Source organism: Persicobacter sp. CCB-QB2 (assembly GCF_001274635.1).
Classification (GTDB): Bacteria; Bacteroidota; Bacteroidia; order Cytophagales; family Cyclobacteriaceae; genus Persicobacter; species Persicobacter diffluens.
Genome location: NZ_LBGV01000001.1, coordinates 3,471,132 through 3,490,884, shown reverse-complemented (window position 1 = coordinate 3,490,884; position 19,753 = coordinate 3,471,132). Strand labels below are relative to the sequence as shown.

The 19,753-nt window shown below is 42.8% G+C and carries 17 protein-coding genes, 2 pseudogenes and 1 riboswitch; of the genes and pseudogenes, 10 read left to right on the top strand and 9 right to left on the bottom strand.

The genetic code is table 11. From position 1 onward, the window contains the following. Nucleotides 1–222 precede the first annotated feature (222 nt). The gene (locus NG22_RS15420; protein WP_253275705.1) at nt 223–1,125 is read right to left on the bottom strand and encodes a DMT family transporter; all 903 of its coding nucleotides are present in this window, start codon (nt 1,123–1,125) and stop codon (nt 223–225) included. Between the two features lie 68 nt (nt 1,126–1,193). Beyond that, nucleotides 1,194–2,186, bottom strand: a complete 993-nt coding sequence (gene dusB / locus NG22_RS15415; protein ID WP_053406543.1) for a tRNA dihydrouridine synthase DusB — start codon at nt 2,184–2,186, stop codon at nt 1,194–1,196. Nucleotides 2,187–2,488: 302 nt separating this feature from the next. On the opposite strand from dusB, the gene NG22_RS15410 reads away from it, so the two are divergent. The 6 genes from NG22_RS15410 to hemH all read left to right on the top strand — a co-directional run bounded on the left by NG22_RS15410 (nt 2,489) and on the right by hemH (nt 7,465). Next, nucleotides 2,489–2,983: a ferritin gene (locus tag NG22_RS15410; RefSeq protein ID WP_053406542.1), complete on the top strand. Its 495-nt coding sequence runs from the start codon at nt 2,489–2,491 to the stop codon at nt 2,981–2,983. 53 nt (nt 2,984–3,036) lie between these two features. Beyond that, nucleotides 3,037–3,246 carry a DUF2007 domain-containing protein gene (locus NG22_RS15405; RefSeq protein WP_053406541.1) on the top strand — a complete coding sequence of 70 codons (210 nt, stop codon included), beginning with the start codon at nt 3,037–3,039 and terminating at the stop codon, nt 3,244–3,246. Next, nucleotides 3,239–4,066, top strand: coding sequence for a phosphatidate cytidylyltransferase (locus NG22_RS15400; RefSeq protein ID WP_338237592.1), 828 nt, complete (start codon nt 3,239–3,241; stop codon nt 4,064–4,066). The genes NG22_RS15405 and NG22_RS15400 overlap by 8 nt, the downstream gene beginning before the upstream one ends. Before the next feature lie 95 nt (nt 4,067–4,161). Then, entirely contained in the window at nt 4,162–5,439 is a 1,278-nt protein-coding gene (locus NG22_RS15395; RefSeq protein ID WP_053406539.1) for a Glu/Leu/Phe/Val dehydrogenase, read from the top strand. A gap of 133 nt (nt 5,440–5,572) precedes the next feature. Then, complete coding sequence (locus tag NG22_RS15390) at nt 5,573–6,241, top strand: phosphatidylserine decarboxylase family protein (RefSeq protein WP_053406538.1); 669 nt, start codon at nt 5,573–5,575, stop codon at nt 6,239–6,241. A 174-nt stretch (nt 6,242–6,415) separates the two neighbouring features. Next, nucleotides 6,416–7,465: a ferrochelatase gene (gene hemH / locus NG22_RS15385; protein ID WP_053406537.1), complete on the top strand. Its 1,050-nt coding sequence runs from the start codon at nt 6,416–6,418 to the stop codon at nt 7,463–7,465. Between the two features lie 404 nt (nt 7,466–7,869). On the opposite strand, the gene NG22_RS15380 is transcribed toward hemH, so the two are convergent. The 3 genes and pseudogenes from NG22_RS15380 to NG22_RS15370 form a co-directional block, all read right to left on the bottom strand. Beyond that, nucleotides 7,870–9,000 (bottom strand): cysteine desulfurase family protein, encoded by a 1,131-nt coding sequence (locus NG22_RS15380; RefSeq protein ID WP_053406536.1) that lies wholly within the window; start codon nt 8,998–9,000, stop codon nt 7,870–7,872. 156 nt (nt 9,001–9,156) lie between these two features. Further along, on the bottom strand, nt 9,157–10,563 hold the full coding sequence (glmM, locus tag NG22_RS15375; RefSeq protein WP_053406535.1) for a phosphoglucosamine mutase: 1,407 nt from the start codon (nt 10,561–10,563) through the stop codon (nt 9,157–9,159). A 99-nt stretch (nt 10,564–10,662) separates the two neighbouring features. Next, a pseudogene (locus tag NG22_RS15370) lies at nt 10,663–10,898 on the bottom strand (hypothetical protein). Nucleotides 10,899–11,083: 185 nt separating this feature from the next. On the opposite strand from NG22_RS15370, the gene NG22_RS15365 reads away from it, so the two are divergent. From NG22_RS15365 to metX, 4 genes and pseudogenes are all read left to right on the top strand, one after another. Then, nucleotides 11,084–12,142, top strand: a complete 1,059-nt coding sequence (locus NG22_RS15365; RefSeq protein WP_082305100.1) for an endonuclease/exonuclease/phosphatase family protein — start codon at nt 11,084–11,086, stop codon at nt 12,140–12,142. A gap of 133 nt (nt 12,143–12,275) precedes the next feature. Continuing rightward, nucleotides 12,276–12,509: a hypothetical protein gene (locus NG22_RS15360; protein ID WP_053406533.1), complete on the top strand. Its 234-nt coding sequence runs from the start codon at nt 12,276–12,278 to the stop codon at nt 12,507–12,509. Nucleotides 12,510–12,634: 125 nt separating this feature from the next. Further along, nucleotides 12,635–12,738: riboswitch (SAM riboswitch) on the top strand. A gap of 251 nt (nt 12,739–12,989) precedes the next feature. Beyond that, nucleotides 12,990–14,309, top strand: coding sequence for an O-acetylhomoserine aminocarboxypropyltransferase/cysteine synthase family protein (locus NG22_RS15355; protein WP_053406532.1), 1,320 nt, complete (start codon nt 12,990–12,992; stop codon nt 14,307–14,309). Nucleotides 14,310–14,381: 72 nt separating this feature from the next. Next, nucleotides 14,382–15,412: pseudogene (gene metX, locus NG22_RS15350) on the top strand (homoserine O-acetyltransferase). A gap of 151 nt (nt 15,413–15,563) precedes the next feature. On the opposite strand, the gene NG22_RS15345 reads toward metX, so the two are convergent. From NG22_RS15345 to NG22_RS15330, 4 genes are all read right to left on the bottom strand, one after another. Continuing rightward, the gene (locus NG22_RS15345) at nt 15,564–16,460 is read right to left on the bottom strand and encodes an IS982 family transposase (RefSeq protein ID WP_053406531.1); all 897 of its coding nucleotides are present in this window, start codon (nt 16,458–16,460) and stop codon (nt 15,564–15,566) included. Nucleotides 16,461–16,824: 364 nt separating this feature from the next. After that, nucleotides 16,825–17,757 carry a lytic transglycosylase domain-containing protein gene (locus NG22_RS15340; RefSeq protein ID WP_082305143.1) on the bottom strand — a complete coding sequence of 311 codons (933 nt, stop codon included), beginning with the start codon at nt 17,755–17,757 and terminating at the stop codon, nt 16,825–16,827. Between the two features lie 76 nt (nt 17,758–17,833). Next, entirely contained in the window at nt 17,834–18,568 is a 735-nt protein-coding gene (locus NG22_RS15335) for a TIGR00730 family Rossman fold protein (RefSeq protein ID WP_053406529.1), read from the bottom strand. A gap of 17 nt (nt 18,569–18,585) precedes the next feature. Then, entirely contained in the window at nt 18,586–19,491 is a 906-nt protein-coding gene (locus NG22_RS15330) for a TIGR01777 family oxidoreductase (RefSeq protein WP_253275704.1), read from the bottom strand. Nucleotides 19,492–19,753: the final 262 nt, after the last annotated feature.

Here is a 19,753-nt window from a genome sequence, read left to right as displayed (position 1 = left end):
AGCATGGATAAGTTTTCCTGTATAGGCTCTAAAACAGATGAAAAGCGATCTTGGGGAATAACGGAGGTGGGGATCAAATTTTCCATGAGGCAAACAAATAATAGAGTAGTAAAATGCTGTATTTAAGACATTTACAAAGTAAACAAAAGCATTTTAAAAGCCTAACCGATTCATTTGTTCCACCAAAGGCAAAGCGTAATAAAAAAGCTGAAATTCAATGAATTACAACTTTTCATTGGTGATCGCCACCCCCAATACGATGGTCATCATGCCCATATAGTGCCCAATTAAAATTTGCTCGCCATCCCACACGCCCCAAAGAAGGGCGAAAATGGGGATCAGATAGGTCACCAAACTAGCAAAGACGGGCCCGGCTTGTTGCACCAGTCGATTGAAGGCAATCTGCGCCAGAGAAGTTCCTAAAAAACCTAAAATCAACAAATACCCCAGGGAAACATAGGCCTTTTCCTCTAATAAAATCCGGTCGGAAAAATCGGAAAAACCGAAAAGATAAATCGCTGCGATCGGCACCATCATGCCCAATGCCACACTGGTAATTTCCAAGGGCTTCAAATCAGACAAAAAAGCCTTCACCACATTGGCATTGAACCCATAGCAAATAGTGGCAATTAGCACAAAAATGGCGAAGAAGTTAATCTCGAGAATATCTCCTCCGGCATCCGCCAATAATAAAATCACCGTACCACCAAAAGCCACCATCAGGCCAAAACCAATGCGTTTGGTGAATATGGCCAGACGAAAAACCAGCGTACCGATGATCAAAACAAAGAGGGGGGTCAGGGCATTGAGGATGCCGGTAATCGCACTGCTGAGCTGTGTCTCCGCCTTGGCGAATAAATAGGCCGGCACCAAAGAACCTATAAAACCTGAAAAGAAGAGGGGAAATAGGTGACGTCGCTTCACATTGCTCAAAGCTCTTACTCCTAATGGAAATAAGAACATGCCCGCTGACAGCATCCGAATGGCGCCTACCTGCGGAGCAGTGAATACATCCAGTCCCCTTTTTATTAAGATAAATGAACTGCCCCAGACAAAAGACAGGATAAAAAGCATTAGCCAGTTAGAGGTAACACTTTGCCTGAGGTAGGTGTAAATTCTTTCCATGACGGAATATAGGATAATGTAGGTCAATAAAAAAGGAAGCCATATTGCTCGGCTTCCTTGGGCTTATCTTAAACAGGCTCCGGCAGGATTAAGTTTGTCTGAACCTCATCCAATACACCGAACAATTCCTTCGGATCCAGGCTTTCTACCAGTTTCATTCGGTAAGGCTTAAAGTTGGCTACTCCACGGAAATAATTGGTGTAATGGCGACGCATTTCCAAAATTCCCTGACGCTCACCTTTCCACTCCAACGAAAACTCCAAATGACGTTTAGCGATAGAAACTCTTTCCTCTAAAGTCGGCGGAGCAAGCTTTTCTCCTGTGGCCATGAAGTGTTTAATTTCTTTGAAGATCCAGGGGTATCCGATGGCCGCACGACCGATCATGGCGCCATCCAATCCAAATTTTTCTTTATACTCCAGGGCTTTCTCCGGTGAATCAATATCACCATTTCCGAAAATGGGAATATGAATATCCGGGTGGTTTTTCACTTCTGCAATCGGATTCCAGTCCGCCTCGCCTTTATACATTTGCTGGCGCGTACGGCCGTGGATCGTCAGTGCAGCAATACCCACATCCTGCAGGCGCTTGGCTACTTCCAGGATCTGAATCGTATTGCTGTCCCAGCCCAGGCGGGTTTTTACCGTTACCGGTTTTTTCACCTGCTTGACAATTTCCTCCGTCATGCGCTGCATCTTCGGAATATCCTTCAGAATGCCGGCGCCAGCCCCTTTACAGGCTACTTTTTTTACCGGACAACCGTAATTAATATCAATCAATTCAGGATCAGCCTCCTCAGCAATGGCGGCTGCCTCCCGCATAGATTCTATCTTATCTCCAAAAATTTGAATACCTATCGGGCGTTCCTCATTATAAATATCCAGTTTTTGACGGCTTTTGGCAGCATCTCGAATCAGACCTTCAGCAGAAATAAACTCTGTATACATCATATCTGCACCATTTTCCTTGCACACGGCACGGAATGGCGGGTCACTCACATCCTCCATAGGGGCAAGCAACAAGGGATAATCGCCTAATTCTACTTCTCCAATTTTTACCATAGGGCTTTTCCTAATTTTTAAGTCCACCTATTGCAGACTGTTCCAAATACTATTTGAACCAAGTATTCACTCAATTCCTTTACCTTCAAACAAATAACCTGCCTATTTTCAGACCATTTGCATAAAGCAGATACAAATTTAATGGTTTGTATTTGATCAAAAAAGTCTGCCCCTTGATAAATCCATGGTTAAAAGAGGGAATAATTTCCAAATTTCAGGAAAAACAGTAAGACAAAAAGGTAAACTGAAAGTTGATGCTGCAAATCCATTTTGTTATTTTCTGCTTTCAATTTTCCCTGTTCATGCGATTACAAAAATCAACCGTCCTTTCCCTTAACGAATTCATCGCTGCGGAAGCCCACAGCCGTTCTGCTCATCTCTTTTTTCAAAACTGGTGCGAGACCAATGGCTTCACCGGTATGAAAACCTATTGCAGGCAAGCCGCTGAACAGCACTGGAACTTTCAGAACCAGATGATGAATTACTTGCAGGAATGTGGGCAGGTGGCTGAAAACCCTGAAGTCCATCCGCCACATCCCGCCATTGATAGCTACGAAGACCTAATCAACCTATTGCTGGACAGGAGCGAACAGCACCTCCAACAGTTAAACGGCATTGCCAAAGCATGCTGGAATGCCCAGGATTACGATCCACTTAACTTTCTTAAAACCAGAATGGAAAGGGAGGTAAAAATAAGAAAAGGCTTATGGGATTGGAAAAATCAAATTCAATATCTCCCTGCGCAGAGTGAAGGCTTATTGTTCTTCGATCAGAACATTCCGGCGAATATGATATAAATTAAGCAATTAATATTACCTTTGGTTCCGATTACAAAGCCCTTTTGAGGATTATGGAAAATTGGCAAACTGCCTATAAGACGAAGAATTTGCAGCGCGCAACCATCGTCAGGGATGTATTGGAACAAAATAATATTCCCGCCTTTTTAATGGATAAAAAGGACCGGGCCTATGCCATTTTCGGTAACTATGAGATCAAAGTGCAACGCGATGATCTGCTCAGGGCCAAACAGCTTATTGAAAATGACATCAAGTTTGAATAAATTCAGCAACCTCACCCAGCGCATCATCACCGGATTAATCGGTATGGCCGTAATGATTTCCGCCATATTTTTTAATGCCTATTCCTACTTCATCCTTTTCTTTGTTATCTCTATTTTGGCCCAGCTGGAATTTTACCGCCTGATAAAAGCAGACGGACATCAGCCCTACGCCATTTTAGGAACCATTATCGGGGCGGGAATGAACCTGATCACTTTCTTTCACTTTCAGGAAGGCTGGTCCATTTCGTTGATGATGTTGCTCGGCCCTATTTTAGGAATCATTTATTTTTCCAAATTATACCAAAGACCGGAAGAAAAACCCTTCAACTCTATTGCTCATACGGTGTTGGGGATTATCTATGTCGGCCTACCCTTTACCTTATTGCACTACTGCGCTTTCTCTCAGGGAAGCTATCAAAGCCATATCGTGCTGGGTATGCTATTACTGCTTTGGGCAAGTGATACCGGCGCTTACTTTGCTGGGGTGAATTTTGGCAAAAACAAGCTGTTTGAGCGAATTTCGCCGAAAAAAACCTGGGAAGGATTCGCCGGAGGAGCCATTTTATCGTTAACAGTGGCGGTAGTCTTACATTATTTTTGGGGGACGCTGCCTTTGGAGCAATGGATCGGCTTATCGGTGATCATCATCATTGCCGGAAGTTATGGCGATTTGGTAGAATCTCTGTTTAAGAGAAGCATCGAAATAAAAGATTCCGCCTCTACACTTCCCGGACATGGAGGATTTTTGGATCGATTTGATGGCCTCTTATTATCCATACCATTCATCGCGGCCTTCTTTGAAATTTTAAGACTTTTTTAAAATCAGAAGTTTTTTCAATGCTGATATTGGAAATTTAGCAATTTTCCTAAATTAGCATTCGTATTACAAAACGAACAACATTCTATTTACAGGATATGGCTTACATCGAACCCGCACCAATAAAGGATCATGAAAATCCTTTTGAATCCATGATGTCTCGCTTCATCATTGCAGCAGAGAAGTTAGGATTAGAAGATGAAGTTTACAATGTCTTAAAATCCCCCGATAAGCAGGTGCTTGTAAGCCTGCCCATCACCATGGACAATGGCTCCATTCAGGTATTTGAAGGCTATCGCGTCATTCACTCCAACATCTTAGGACCTTCGAAAGGGGGCGTTCGTTACGATATGGACGTAAATCTGGACGAGGTTAAGGCACTTGCAGCCTGGATGACCTGGAAATGTGCCGTGGTGGATATTCCTTATGGTGGCGCAAAAGGGGGCATTAAATGTGACCCGCGCAAAATGTCTGCCGGGGAAATTGAGCGCCTTACCCGCGCCTACACCACTGCGATGGCAGAAGTTTTCGGTCCGGATAGGGATATTCCGGCGCCAGACATGGGAACAGGCCCAAGGGAAATGGCCTGGATGATGGATGAATACTCCCGCAATCACGGTATGACGGTGAATGCGGTAGTGACCGGAAAACCAATAACCTTAGGAGGCTCCTTAGGACGCGCCGAGGCCACTGGCCGTGGAGTAATGATCAGCTGTTTGTCTGCCATGGAAAAACTTCAGATTAACCCCTACAATTCAATTATTGCTGTACAGGGCTTTGGAAATGTAGGTTCCTTTGCAGCTTTGCTTTTACAGGAAAGAGGCGCAAAAGTGGTGGCCATCTCTGATATTTCAGGCTCCTATTATAATGAAAATGGTATTAATATTCAGGAGGCTATTGATTACCGCGACAATAATGAGCGTACTTTGGAAGGCTTCGACGGTGCTACCAAAATGGAAGATGCAGAGGAGCTTTTATTCCTGGACGTCGACGTATTGATTCCCGCCGCTAAGGAAGATGTGATCACCCCTAAGAATGCAGACCGCATTCAGGCCAGGTTAATTGTAGAAGGAGCTAACGGTCCGACCATGGCTGCAGCGGATGAGATCATCAACAAAAAGGGCATCATGGTGGTACCGGACATTTTGGCCAATGCAGGTGGTGTTACCGTCTCTTATTTTGAGTGGGTTCAGAACCGATTGGGTTATAAATGGACGCGTGAACGAGTAAACAGACGTGCAGACCGGACCATTCGTGCTGCATTTGAAAATGTTTATAATAAGCACAACCGCTATAATGTTCCTATGCGAATCGCTGCTTATATCGTGGCAATCAGCAAGATTAACAAAGCTTATAAATACAGAGGAGGATACTAGAAAATTGAAATATTCCGCTTTTTTAAAAGTGACCAAGGCAGGCAATAGAATATTGTCTGCTTTTTATTTATCTTTGTTTTTTTGTATGGCCTCAGGTCTGACAAGCAACATAATCCAAGAGCAATAAAATATCATGACTATACATAGAGAAGGTAGAACGTATTTAACGGTTTTACTATTGATTTTGGCGGGCATTAATGCAGCATTGATCTATTCCTTTCCGGATAAGGTAATTATGCACAGGGTAAGTCAGATTGTAAGTGTCATTTTCTTTTTATTAAATCTTCAGTTTTTCCGCATGCCCAAGCGCAAGCTGGAAATTTCTGAGGGTCAGGTCATCGCTCCGGCGGACGGGAAGGTAGTCGTGATTGAAGACGTAATGGAGAATGAATATTTCAATGGAATGCGCAAGCAGATATCCATTTTCATGTCGCCACTGAATGTGCATAACAACCGGGCGCCTGTGAATGGAATCGTGTCTTTCTGCAAATATCACGCAGGAAAATATTTGGTGGCATGGCACCCGAAAGCAAGCTCCGAAAATGAGCGTACCACTATGGTGCTTAAAATGGAAAACGGGGTAGAGGTATTGGTCAGACAAATTGCCGGTGCCATGGCCCGAAGAATCAAGATTTACGCCAATGAGGGGGATGAGTACAAAGCCGGACAAGAATACGGTTTCATCAAGTTCGGTAGCCGCGTAGATGTTTTTCTTCCATTGGACACCAAAGTAAAAGTAGACCTGAATCAGAAAACCAAAGGTGGCAAAACAGTTATCGCAGAACTGGTGACTGAGGATTGATCTGCCTCATAAAGCTATGAGTAAAACTCTTTTTTGCTATTTTTACGCAGGAAAGAGTTTTTTTATGCCCTTTCCTCAGGCGGCCCAAACCAACCAACGCTATAAACCATCACTGAAACTCCCCAATTGGAGAAGAGAACAGTGTAAACAAACCATTTTACGAAGAAAATTCCAATGAATACACCCAAAGTCAAAAAAGGCATTTTACTGGTCAATCTGGGAACTCCGGATAGTCCTGCGACCCCTGATGTGCGAAAATACCTGCGTGAGTTCCTGATGGACAAGCGTGTGATTGATATTCCTTTTATCAGCCGATGGATGCTGGTAAATTTGATTATCGCACCTTTCCGAGCTCCTAAGTCGGCCAAAACTTATCAGGAGCTATGGGAAGACCGTGGCTCTCCCCTGATGTTTTATGGAGCAGATGTGCAGGCTGCCTTACAGCAATCGCTGGGAGAGGATTATGTGGTAGCGCTGGGCATGCGCTATCAGAACCCCAGCATACAGGTGGCTTTGGAAGAATTACGAAAAAATGATGTGGGGGAGATATTGGTCATTCCTTTATTCCCACAATATGCATCAGCAACTACAGGTTCTGTGGCAGACAAGGTGATGGAAATCGTGAAAGACTGGCAGGTGATTCCAACCATTAAATTCGTAGAGCAGTTTTTAGAGGAAGAGCTTTTCATCGCGACGATTAAAGAGCGCGCTTTGCCCCTAATGGAGCAAACGGATTATGACCATTTCCTTTTCAGCTATCACGGCGTGCCGGAACGCCAGATTCATAAGGCCTCCAATGGCGGCTACTGTAAGCTGAATGATAAGTGCTGCGCCACTTACAACAAAAAGAACAAATACTGCTACCGAGCACAATGTTACCAAACCTCCAGACTAATTGCTGCAGCATTGGGCATTCCGGAAGAAAAATATACTGTAGCCTTCCAATCCAGACTGGGGAAAGATCCATGGATTCAGCCTTATGCAGATGAGCTCCTGAAACAACTCCCTGCAATGGGCCATAAAAAGGTGCTGGCTTTTTCACCCAGCTTTATTGCCGACTGCCTGGAGACCACTATTGAGGTGGGGGATGAGTTCAAGGAGGAGTTCATGGAAGCTGGCGGAGAACAATGGGACCTGGTTGAAAGTCTGAATAACCATCCGCTTTGGGTAGAGTGCTTAAAGCAAATCGTATTGAAAAACCAATCGGATTTGGTGAATGCCTGATCTGGTTTAGAAAATAAAAAAAGGCTGTCCGGAAGAAGACAGCCTTTTTTTTTGGCCGAAGGCCTTGGAAAAGGGATGGAGTGGGCCTGTCTGAGCTCTTTTTGCCTGCCTTGGTTTTGGAGTAAAATCAGGCAAAAAAGCGAGCCACGACAGCCCGACCCGAGCTTGCGAGGGATTTCCCCTTAAGCCGAATATTCACCACTAGATTTAGTGAATCATTATAAATACCTACACCTCAGTATTATCCGGTTAGTTTTCTCGAATTATCAATAGCTCAAATTGGGTATGCTTGCTTTCTCCTCATTCATCTGCTTCGTTGGAAATAACGAAATCGGAAAAACTCCTTCATTTTTCTCACCTTTCAGCTCAATGAGGATTTAGGTCTGAATAATTCCCCTTATAAATTATAGAATCGCCAGCAGTTGTTCTACCACATAATCTACTTCCTCTTTGGTATTATAGCGACCAAAAGAAAAACGCACGCTTGGGCGATTTTCGTCGGCCTTAATACCGGTCAAAACATGAGAACCCGTCAGGGCACCGGAGGAACATGCACTCCCACCAGAAGCAGAAATCCCCTTCAGGTCAAGGCTGAAAAGCAGCATACCGGCATCTTTGGAAGAAGGTAGGCTCACATTCAGTACGCCATACAGGCTGGCCTCCAAGTCTCCAGAGCGTCCATTGAACTGAACTCCGGCCAATTTGGCCTCCAAACTTTCTTTTAAATAGGATTTGATAGACTTTCCATGGGAAATATCAGCCTCCATGCGATCATGGGCTATTTCCAGGGCCTTCGCCATCCCTACGATGCTGGCCACATTCTCCGTACCACCACGCATACCGCGCTCCTGTCCACCACCATGAATAAAGGGACCGATTTTATTTTCTTTGGCGACATAAAGAATACCAATTCCTTTTGGGCCATTAAATTTATGGGCAGAGGCAGCCAGAAAATCCACTTTTGTTTCGGAAAGATTAAAAGGATAATGCCCCACCGTTTGCACGGCATCGGTATGAAAGCGGGCTCCGTATTGGTGGGCCAGCTCCCCGACAGCTTCCAGATCCAGTAAATTCCCGATCTCATTATTGCCATGCATCAAAGTCACCAGGCTTTCGGCGCCATGCGCTTTCAATAATTCCTCTAAATGGGTAAAATCAATATTTCCCTGCTGATCAACTTTCAGCAAATGTAAGGTCATCAAACCCTCTTTTGCTAAATGCTCTACGGTATGCAAAACGGCATGATGCTCCAGCGGGGAAGTAATGATATGCTTTAAACCAAAAGCCTTTACTGCTCCCAGAATGGCTGTATTGTCAGACTCTGTACCGCCGGAAGTAAAAAATATTTCATTGGTTTGGGCGCCCAGTTTCTGCGCCACCAACTTGCGGGCTTTTTCAATGGCCGAACGGTTTTCTCGCCCGTGGGAATGCTGTGAATTAGGATTACCAAAATGATCCCTCAAAAAAGGAATCATCTCCTCAAATACCTCGGGAGCCACCGGAGAGGTAGCTGCATTATCAAAATATACCTTCATATCTCCTGTTTACCACGGCTTACCATGGTCCTAAAAATCTTAGTCCTGACTGCTAATTTGTTTTTCAAAGGCTATAATAAGCACCTTTTGGATGAAAAAAAACCGTACAGCTACTGCCATACGGTTTTTTTTCAGATTTTTACTTATATCAATAGATTATTCGGCCTCGCTTTTGGATTCCATAATAATCTCCCGAATGTCTGAAATAATTTTGTTGGCCAGGTGCTCTGCGGTTGCCAAGGAAGGAGACTCTGCATAAATGCGGATAATCGGCTCCGTATTCGACTTACGCAGGTGTACCCACTCGTCCTCAAAATCAATTTTCACACCATCAATGGTGTTAACCGGATGCTTAGCATATTTCGCAGCAATTTTTTCTAAAATCAAATCCACATCCACATCCGGAGTCAATTCAATTTTGTTTTTGCTAATGAAATAATTGGGATAGGTTGATCTCAGGAAGGAAATCGACTTACCGAATTTTGCCAGCTGAGTCAGGAATAAAGCAATTCCTACCAGCGCATCACGTCCGTAATGCAATTCCGGATAAATCACACCTCCGTTACCTTCTCCACCGATCACCGCATCGGTAGCTTTCATTTGCGTCACCACATTGACTTCACCCACTGCGGCAGCCGTGTAAGTACCACCTGCTTTCTCGGTTACATCGCGCAGCGCACGTGTGGAAGACAAATTAGATACCGTGCTTCCGCCACCATTGGCTTTCAAAACGTAATCTGATATGGCCACCAAAGTGTATTCTTCGCCGAAAGACTCCCCATCTTCCTTCATGAATACCAGGCGATCCACATCAGGATCCACAACGATTCCTAAATCGAAATCACCACTTTGCAACTCCTGAGAGAACTGACGCAGGTTTTCCGGTAATGGTTCCGGATTGTGCGGGAAGTGACCGTTTGGCTCACAGTAAAACTCTGTTACTTCTTCCACACCCAAGGCTTTCAATAAGGGAGGAAGGGAAATTCCTCCGGTTGAGTTCACACAATCAATGGCTACTCTGAAATTGGCGGCCTTAATGGCTTCAACATCCACTAATGGAAGTGCCAAAATCATTTCAATGTGCTTATCAATATAGTGATCTGCCTTGCTTACTTTACCTAAAGCTTTCACTTCCGCAAAATTGAATGCTTCTGCCTCGGCAATTTCCAAAACTTCGGCACCATCCTGAGCAGAAATAAACTCACCTTTGGCATTTAGTAATTTAAGGGCATTCCATTGGATAGGGTTATGGCTGGCAGTAAGGATAATTCCTCCTCCGGCCTCCTCAAGCGGCACCGCAATTTCCACAGTCGGTGTGGTGGAAAGACCTAAGTCTACCACATCAATTCCCAATCCCTGAAGCGTAGCCACCACAAGGTTGGACACCATCTCTCCGGAAATACGTGCATCACGTCCAATTACGATCTTTGGGATGTTCGTTTGCTTTACCACCCAACTACCAAAAGCTGCGGCGAATTTAACCACATCCACAGGAGTCAGGGCCTCTCCAGCTTGTCCTCCAATCGTACCTCGGATACCCGAAATTGATTTAATCAGTGTCATCTATAATTCTAATGATTCTCGGCAAAAATAATAAAAAAAAACTTAGACCTGTCTCTTAAAATGACAATAAATAAACAGATTAAGATACAAAAAAGTACACTACTGCTTGCCCGCTAAAAGGTCGTCAACAGTGGGAGCGTTGCTGACGTTTTTGCGATTTTTACATTGTTCCGGTGTTTTTCCACAAAAGCCACAGGGTTCCCCGATTTGTTTAGAAAAGGACTTTGAGAAGCACAAGTACCTCTGAACTCCCCATCTTTTTTCAAAATCAGACGAACAGACATCATCACAAAAAAAGCTGCGAAGAATCCGATAACAATTAGAAAGGTTGCCATAGCAAATACTCTTTTTTTTATTTGACGCCAAAGGTAATCAAAAGGATCCATTAAATTCGGTGGAAATAACCTTTATTATGCCCTATTGTCATTTATATAACAGGATTCAAAAACCATCAACCCTTAAATACTAATTAGTATTAAAAAAGGACAATGATTCAGTTTTGTTTTGCCCTAACTTCATTATGCTCAGGATACTCAATATCTTTTTAATCATCACTAGCCTGCTGATATATGGCAGTATTTTTATTCCGCCAACACTATTCTGGCCCGCGGGAATCCTTTCCTACGGCATACCGGTTTTGATGCTTTGTCTGTTAATGAATATTGCTTTTCAGCTCATCCTTCGTCACCGGATTCCCTTCTTAAGCTTAGGCTTGTTACTCTTTGGGGTATTTGTAATGCCGGAAATTTTTCAGTGGAACTCCGTAGTAACTGATCAAAAGAGAAAATCTTTTGAAGTGCTGAGCTACAATAGCCGGTTGATGCGAGAATATAAGGCGGAGGAAGCCAAAGGCTGGGTGTACTCCCAGGAAATGATCAATTTCATAGTCGAAGATACTTCCGCTATTAAATGCCTGCAGGAATATTACAGCGACGGCCGATGGAAAGCCTTGAATGTGAGTCAAAAATTAAAGCAAAAAGGCTATGAGCCTTACGTATTGAATTATCATCAATTTGCTGAAAATGACGAATTTGCCAGGGGGATGGCGATTTTCAGTAAGTTTCCGATTTTAAAGGGAGGAAAGATAGATATCGGAGAGTCCAGCATCAATCAGGCCATATTTGCAGATGTTTTATTATCCCCAAAAGACACCATACGTGTCTATAATTTACATCTACATTCTATGGGAATCAATCCGGAATTGGAATGGCAAAAAGCCAGTGAAGCATACCCCATACTCCTCTCAAAACTTAAAAGTGGCATTCAGAAAAGGGTAATCCAGACCCATCCGATACTAGCGCATATTGCCCAGTCTCCGTATCCGGTATTGGTTTGTGGTGATTTTAATGACCCTCCGTTTACCTATAATTATCAACAATTTCGAAAAAACCTTCACAATGCCTTTGAGCAAAAGGGGAGGGGTTTTGGTTTCAGCATGAACAGCCCGATGTTTTTCCTCAGAATAGACAATCAGTTTTATTCAGATGCTTTTGAATTGAATAATTTTAAAACACTTCGTGAAGTCCCCTACTCCGACCACTTTCCAATAAAATCTACTTTCAGGCTCTCCGCTCCATAAGGGTTTCATTCAGGAAAAATCAAGATAACAAATGGGACTTTTTGTTTAACAATATTTAACAAGGAAATAACCTTATACTGTTGATAATCAAATTCATGATCGGTATCTTAATAGAAATTTTTATACCTGAATTATGAAGCATTCTCCTACAAATCATTTGGGCTTTGAATTTGTCAGAATTTCAGAATTACCTATTCATCAGGCGGGTGAACTCTTGCAGTGGATTCCCCGAAATTTAATCCAGTCAATAAAAATTGATAGTCAGGAGTGGAAGGACTGTGTTCCTTATGCGGATTATGATTTTTGGTTTGACTTTCATTTTGAATATCAGCAAAATAAGGCCGAAGATTTAGAATTTGAAATCTAATTAGCCATACCGGATCTACCCCCTTATAAATTTTGGCCATTACCAAAAAAATCAGGCATTCATTTGGATTTCAAAAATCCGCCCCTCATCTTTGAGGCATCAAGTCAAGGCTCAATCTGAGCATTGATTTATATAGAAGAGTGGAGAGACAGGCTCGAAGAAGCTCTAGCAACCTGACCCTCGTTAAGGTGCTAATTCCTGAACCATAGTTAATTGGTGAATATAAATTGTTAGACAATGAGATTAATTCAGCTTCACAAAGCGATTCAGATCGCACCTTCTGATATTATTTCCTCAGCTACTGCAAACCGTAGCCTGATGTGTTTTCATGCATTTCAACGAATGCGCCCTTAGTGGCATTATAATTCATCTACTTCCGACCACGGAGCGTTTTCACGCATCGTAACATTGGCATCACCCAAAGGTGATCAGCATTGTTGAATTAGCATATCAATCGTTGAAATAAAAAAATCAGAAATAATGTCTCAGTCTTTAAATTTCGAAACCCTTCAATTACATGCCGGTCACACTTTGGATAGCGATACGCGTTCGCGAGCAGTGCCATTATTCCAGACCAGCTCCTATGTATTCAAGGATTCCGACCATGGCGCTAATTTATTCGCCCTGAAGGAATTTGGCAATATCTACACCCGTATCATGAATCCGACTACGGATGTTTTCGAGCAGCGCATTGCCGCATTGGAAGGCGGGGTAGCTGCTTTGGCTGTGGGTTCGGGACAAGCTGCACAGTTTATTGCCCTGAATAATATTGTGAATGCCGGAGACAATATTGTGAGTAGCCCGAATTTGTACGGAGGAACTTACAATCAGTTCAAAGTAGCATTTAAGCGCCTGGGAATTGAGGTTAAGTTCACCGAGGACAATGAAGCGGAGCATTTTGACCAGCTCATTGATGAAAACACCAAGGCGATTTACCTGGAGACCATTGGCAACCCTTCTTTTAATGTGCCGGATTTTGAAAAAATCGCTGCTGTCGCCCAAAAGCATGACGTGCCTTTGGTGGTGGATAACACCTTCGGTGCTGGCGGCTATTTATTCCGTCCATTAGAACACGGTGCTAATATCGTGACCGCTTCTGCCACTAAATGGATTGGCGGACACGGCACCAGTATTGGAGGAGTAATTATTGATGGTGGAAATTACAATTGGGGTAATGGAAAATACCCACAATTCACAGAACCGTCAGAAGGCTACCACGGCCTGAACTTCTGGGAAACCTTCGGTAGTGACTCTCCTTTCGGAAACATTGCCTACATCATCCGCGCCAGAGTGGAAGGCCTGAGAGATTTTGGCCCTGCACTGAGCCCATTTAACTCTTTCCAGCTCATTCAGGGATTGGAAACTTTGTCCCTTCGGGTGGAAAGAACCGTGGAAAATGCTCAGTCTGTAGCAGAATGGCTGGAAGCGCATGAATTGGTGGAGTCCGTTAGTTATCCCGGACTTCCTTCGCACCCGGGCCATGAAACTGCAAAAAAATATTTAAAGAGAGGATTTGGCGGTGTGCTATCTTTCTCTGTAAAAGGAGATTTGGAAACCACTAAAAAATTTGTGGACAGCCTGAAATTGGTGAGTCATTTGGCCAATGTAGGAGATGCTAAAACACTCATTATTCACCCGGCTTCCACGACCCACCAGCAACTAAGTGAGGAAGAGAGAGTAGCTGCGGGCGTTACGCCTAATGCGCTTCGACTTTCTGTTGGTTTCGAACATATTGATGATATCAAAGGAGACCTGACGCAAGCATTCGAAACTGCATTTGCATCAGCGATCGCCCAATAAATAAGCATTTTTTATTTCAGGCACGGCATCTTTTTTGACCGTGCCTTTTGCCTGTAACATAAAACCCCAAGCATGGTCTCGCAACACGAATTTCATTATACCCAACCCTATACTACCGAAGAGGGCAAAACACTGCCGGAATTTACGCTGGCTTATGCCACTATTGGTCAGCTTAATGAAGCGAAGGATAACGTCATCTGGGTTTGTCATGCCTTTTCCGGCAATGACAATGTATTGGATTGGTGGCCGGGACTTTTTGGTGAAGGGAAACTTTTTGACCCGGAAAAACACTTCATTGTTTGCGCCAATATGCTGGGCAGTTGCTATGGCTCTACCGGGCCATTAAGTATTAATCCGGCAACCAAGACACCCTATTATCACGACTTTCCTTTGCTGACCAACAGAGACATCATTGGTGCCTTTGATATTTTAAGACAGCATTTAAATATTGAAAAGGTAAGCCAATTAATCGGCTGTTCTCTGGGGGACAACAGGCTTTAGAGTGGATCATCAGTCAGCCGGAAGTATTTCAAAGTCTGATCTGCATTGGAGCCAGTGCCAAGCATTCTCCCTGGGGTATTGCTTTTAACCAGACACAACGCATGGCCATTGAGCAGGATCCTAGCTGGCAGGAAAAATCAGACAAAGCCGGATTGGAAGGAATGAAAACTGCCAGGGCGGTCGCCATGCTTTCTTATCGTAATTATCAGACTTATCTGGCGACTCAGCAGGATCCGGATGACAGCAAACTGGATAATTTCCGTGCCTGCACCTACCAAAGCTATCAGGGGGAAAAAATGGCTAAAAGATTCAATGCTTTCAGTTATTGGTACCTGTCCAAAGCGATGGACTCCCAAAATATCGGAAGAGGCAGGGGTGAAATTGAGGCTATTTTGGGCGAAATTCAGATTCCATGCTTATACATCGGGCTGAGTTCCGATATTCTATTTCCAATAGAAGAGCAAAAGTTTTTAGCGAAGCACACGCCTAATGCACATTATTCAGAAATAGACAGCCTTTACGGTCACGATGGCTTTTTAATTGAATCCACCCAACTGACAGAGGTTGTGAATCAATACTTTGAGCAAATCGCAACAATTTAAGCCGAATTAGGCAGGCTTAACGCGTATTATTTATGCTTAATCCTCGTTTAGCTATAAGGCGGGAAAAATGAGGGAATAGTTTCCTATTTTAAGTTTTTACCAACGAAACGGATGAATGAGGAGAAAACAAGCTTACAACCTGAGTTCGATTTTAAAAAATAGCCATTTGTCCAGTGTTTTCAGTCTCAAATTTAATTGAAGGTTTCTTTTCAAAAAAGGAATAAGCTACCAAGCCTGCTACTAAATTTGAAATGAAGTTTCCAAATGATCTATGTCTGGAATGTTCTACTTGGCAAATGTTCTTTAGCTGATCATTTATTGTCTCAATAACGGAACGTTTACGAAGCAAAATTTTATCATTAAAACTCATCAGACAGTTCTTCATATTGCGTCTAATTCCTGTAAAAAGGTGAATCCCATTGCCGAAAAGCAACTCACTTAGGGTCTTTGAAATATATCCTTTATCAGCAAATAGCTTACCTTGAAGAGAGTTTATAAATGACTCATTTTTAAGAGGTTCTCTATCATCCACATTTCCTGGAGTGATCATAAAGGAGAGTAGTTCCCCTCTGTCATTTACAACCAGGTGCAATTTAAAGCCATAAAACCAACCCATCGTTGATTTTCCCTTAGCTGCTATTCCGTCGAAAGTTTTGTGATTAAAAATGCGTTTATTTTTACAAACTCGAATGGGAGTGGAATCGATAAAAGCAATGCCAGTTCCTTCTCCCATACAACAGTGCTTCAAGAAAAGGACAAGAGGTAAGCACGCTTTCTGCATTAGCTCTGTAAAACGGTTATAGCTTACAGTTTCCGGAAATTCGGATTTCATATGCACAAGGACATAGCTATTGTAGAAGGTCTTCATATCACGAAACCCCTTAAGATGAAACAGAACCATTATCGTCATAATTTCACTATGTGACATTTTTGGCTTTCGTTTGGGAGGATTTCCAATAGAAGATGCCTCTATGAGTTGATCTAATTGTTGACAAAACTCATCAATGTTAAAAAATATTTCGGTAATTTTATCTTGTGAAATAGCCATTGTATTGAGTTAAATATTTGAATTTTAGGTACTTAAATATACTCAATTTCAATGGCTTTTCCTTTATAAATTGTACTTTTTTTATAAATTATATAAATCGAACTCAGGTTTACACCAATTTGGACTTTAAAAATCAAAAAAAAAGATGCAATGATTTGAGGGTAGGCGATTTGCACTGACCCAACAAATTCCGCGGTGGATAATTTAGCTTAAAACCAGATATCTGCTTCAAAAATACAGGAAGCTTCGCTTCTGAATCCTTGAATTGAGAGAGAGAGAGAGAAAGAAAAGGTCGGTGATGTATTCGCTGACCTTTTTGCATAAAAAAAAGCGAAACTTCAGCGCTTCGCTTTTTAGAAATATCTTATGCCGGTAATTTAATTTGATAAGTTTTGCCAGACTTAATCGTCAGGGTATTTTTTCTCAACCAGCTGTTGTATCTTTTTAGGGTTTTGTAATTTACCCCATGTTCCAAAGCCCAGGACGTCAGGTCTGGAATAGAGCTTTTCACCTCCACCACTTTCAATTGCTCGGGCTGATATTTTTCACTTTCCGGAATCTGAAAACCAAATTTTTCCGGATCGTTTAAAATTTCCTTTACGGCCAATATTCTGAAGACATAACGGCTTGTTTCCTGATTTAAAAGCAAATCATAATAAGAATCCACACGCTGCTTGGCTAAAGCTTTACTAAATCCGTTTCTTCCCATATTATAGGAGGCCGCCACATTGGTCCAATTCCCATACTTCTCATAAGAAGCCAGCATATACTTACAAGCCGCCTCGGTGGATTTTATCGGATCATATCGCTCATCTACTTCCTCATTGACCTCCAGCCCTAATTCCCGGGCCGTACCTTTCATCAATTGCCAGTAACCTGCAGCTCCGGCAGGAGACACCACATTCGCCAGCCCACTTTCGATAGCCGCCAAATACATCATATCCTCCGGAATTCCTGCTTCTTTTAAGATAGGCTCCATTTGCGGAAACCATCGGGTACTACGCTTAATCAAAAAAATTGTACTGGAATGGAAATAAGTATTCACATACAATTCCTTATCCATGCGCTCATAAACCTCTGGGTCATCCAATGGCACAGATTCCCCCGCCAGATTTAAATCCTTCGGCATTTTGACCACTTTGGCATTAACAAATACCGGAGTATTCGTTCCAGGCGCTGTCATTGTTGCACTTAGCACCTCGGCTTGAGATGCCGCCTTGGCCATTATTGTTTCTTCTTCAGCCTTTACATACCACAGACCGGCCATCACTCCAGCAACGCCCAAGCCCAAAATCATTTTCTTCACCAAAAGTTTCTGTTATTTAGTCGGTTAATGCTCCCACAAAAATCAATCTCTTTTGCTTCATCCGACATTAAAAATTCGGACTTAGCAGGTATTTAGAATAAAAATCATCTATGACGGCCACTGCCTCTTCCGGCGTATCGACTACCGAAAACAGGTCGAAATCACCTTCACCAATGTTTTTCTCCTTTTCACAAACGACTTTTCTGAGCCAATCCACCAATCCACTCCAATATTCCCGCCCCACTAACACGATTGGAAAGCGACCGATTTTCTCTGTTTGAATAAGCGTTAGGGCTTCAAAAAGTTCGTCTAATGTTCCCATTCCCCCCGGCATTACCACGAAGCCCTGAGAATAACGGATGAACATTACCTTTCTCACAAAAAAGTAATCAAAGGTAATCAACTTATCGGGATCGATATAAATATTGGAGAATTGTTCAAAAGGCAACTCAATATTTAAACCCACGGATTTGCCGCCAGCCTTATGTGCTCCGCGATTACCGGCTTCCATTATCCCGGGCCCACCACCTGTAATTACCCCATAACCATGCTGCACCAGCATTTCACCAATTTTGGAGGCTGTCTGGTAGTATTCGTTCTTTTCGTCAGTACGGGCAGAACCAAAGATAGAGACACAGGGACCTATTCTTGCCAGCTTATCAAAGCCTTCCACAAATTCCGCCATTACCCGGAAAATAGTCCAGGAGTCTGAGCTTTTTATTTCGGACCAGTCTTTTGTTTTAAATGCTTCTCTGATCTTCTTTTCCCCTTCGGAAGCATTAATTTTTTCCAACTCACTCATAATAGAAAAATTTCAATCTACTTATCCAGTAAATGCTGCAAGGCAGTTTTCAATTCCGGATATTTAAATACAAAACCGGCATTCATTATTTTTTCGGAAGACACCTGTGCTCCTCCTAACAATATTTCAGACATTTCCCCCAATGCCATTTTCAACACTGGCGCGGGCACTGCCGGCAACCATAATGGTCTGCCTTTCACTGCGGCCAGCTGTCGGGTAAACTCCTCATTGGAGACCGGGCCAGGCGCCACGGCATTGTACACGCCATTCATATCCTCATGATTGATGGCAAAAGCAAACATGGAGACCAAATCCTTTACATGAATCCAGCTCATCATTTGCTTACCGCTACCCAAAGGACTTCCTAATCCAAATTTCACAGGGAGCAGCATTTTTTCCAAAGCACCACCATTTTCACTAAGCACAATGCCAATACGAAGCTTTACTAATCGTATTACCAATTGATTTTCTTGTATTTTATCCACCTCGTCTTCCCATTGCTTGACCACATCGGCCAGAAAATCATTTGCGTATGGACCTTTCTCCGTCACGATGCCTTCCGGGACATTTCCATAAATACCAATGGCAGAAGCGCTCACCAAGGCCTTCACCTGATGTTTTTGTTTCTGCAAGGCTAATCTCAGTAATCGGCTAGACTTCAACCTGCTTGTCAAAATCAACTGTTTCTGCGCCTGTGTCCATCGTTGATCAGCCACTCCCGCACCTGCCAGATGAATAATATAATCCACGCCATCCAATGCCCTTGGGTCTAAATAATCCGATTCCAAATCCCAAAGAAAGGAATGAATGCCATTTACCAAACCCTCCACTCTTCTACTGAGATGATGTACTTTCCATCCTTTTTTAAGAAAATATTGGGAGAGGGAAGAACCGACTAATCCTGTCCCACCTGTAATAAGCACTGAATGTGTCAATTTTATAGATATTAATGTATTTTTTCAACGGATTGAGAATTATCCTAGTTGATGATTTAAAGAAAAAATACTGCTCAGATCCGTATCAGTCCGCCTTTCCTGTAGCTTGAAGGTCTTCCCCTCATTTACCTTGCAGGATAATTCACCCCTAACCATTTGGTTTTCAACCCCCAACAGATGAGGTGATTTAATACTGGTAAAACTCGGGTAACACTAAGAAAATATTTTATTGATATGGATAATGGTGCTA

Coding starts and splice junctions, on each gene's coding strand:
- dusB (WP_053406543.1), bottom strand. CDS start 2,186: ATGGTAAAAATTGGAGAAGTAGAATTAGGCGATTATCCCTTGTTGCTT.
- NG22_RS15360 (WP_053406533.1), top strand. CDS start 12,276: ATGAAGCATTCTCCTACAAATCATTTGGGCTTTGAATTTGTCAGAATT.
- NG22_RS15345 (WP_053406531.1), bottom strand. CDS start 16,460: ATGGCTATTTCACAAGATAAAATTACCGAAATATTTTTTAACATTGAT.
- NG22_RS15410 (WP_053406542.1), top strand. CDS start 2,489: ATGCGATTACAAAAATCAACCGTCCTTTCCCTTAACGAATTCATCGCT.
- hemH (WP_053406537.1), top strand. CDS start 6,416: ATGAATACACCCAAAGTCAAAAAAGGCATTTTACTGGTCAATCTGGGA.
- NG22_RS15335 (WP_053406529.1), bottom strand. CDS start 18,568: ATGAGTGAGTTGGAAAAAATTAATGCTTCCGAAGGGGAAAAGAAGATC.
- NG22_RS15420 (WP_253275705.1), bottom strand. CDS start 1,125: ATGGAAAGAATTTACACCTACCTCAGGCAAAGTGTTACCTCTAACTGG.
- NG22_RS15355 (WP_053406532.1), top strand. CDS start 12,990: ATGTCTCAGTCTTTAAATTTCGAAACCCTTCAATTACATGCCGGTCAC.
- NG22_RS15405 (WP_053406541.1), top strand. CDS start 3,037: ATGGAAAATTGGCAAACTGCCTATAAGACGAAGAATTTGCAGCGCGCA.
- NG22_RS15365 (WP_082305100.1), top strand. CDS start 11,084: ATGCTCAGGATACTCAATATCTTTTTAATCATCACTAGCCTGCTGATA.
- NG22_RS15395 (WP_053406539.1), top strand. CDS start 4,162: ATGGCTTACATCGAACCCGCACCAATAAAGGATCATGAAAATCCTTTT.
- glmM (WP_053406535.1), bottom strand. CDS start 10,563: ATGACACTGATTAAATCAATTTCGGGTATCCGAGGTACGATTGGAGGA.
- NG22_RS15340 (WP_082305143.1), bottom strand. CDS start 17,757: ATGATTTTGGGCTTGGGCGTTGCTGGAGTGATGGCCGGTCTGTGGTAT.
- NG22_RS15390 (WP_053406538.1), top strand. CDS start 5,573: ATGACTATACATAGAGAAGGTAGAACGTATTTAACGGTTTTACTATTG.
- NG22_RS15380 (WP_053406536.1), bottom strand. CDS start 9,000: ATGAAGGTATATTTTGATAATGCAGCTACCTCTCCGGTGGCTCCCGAG.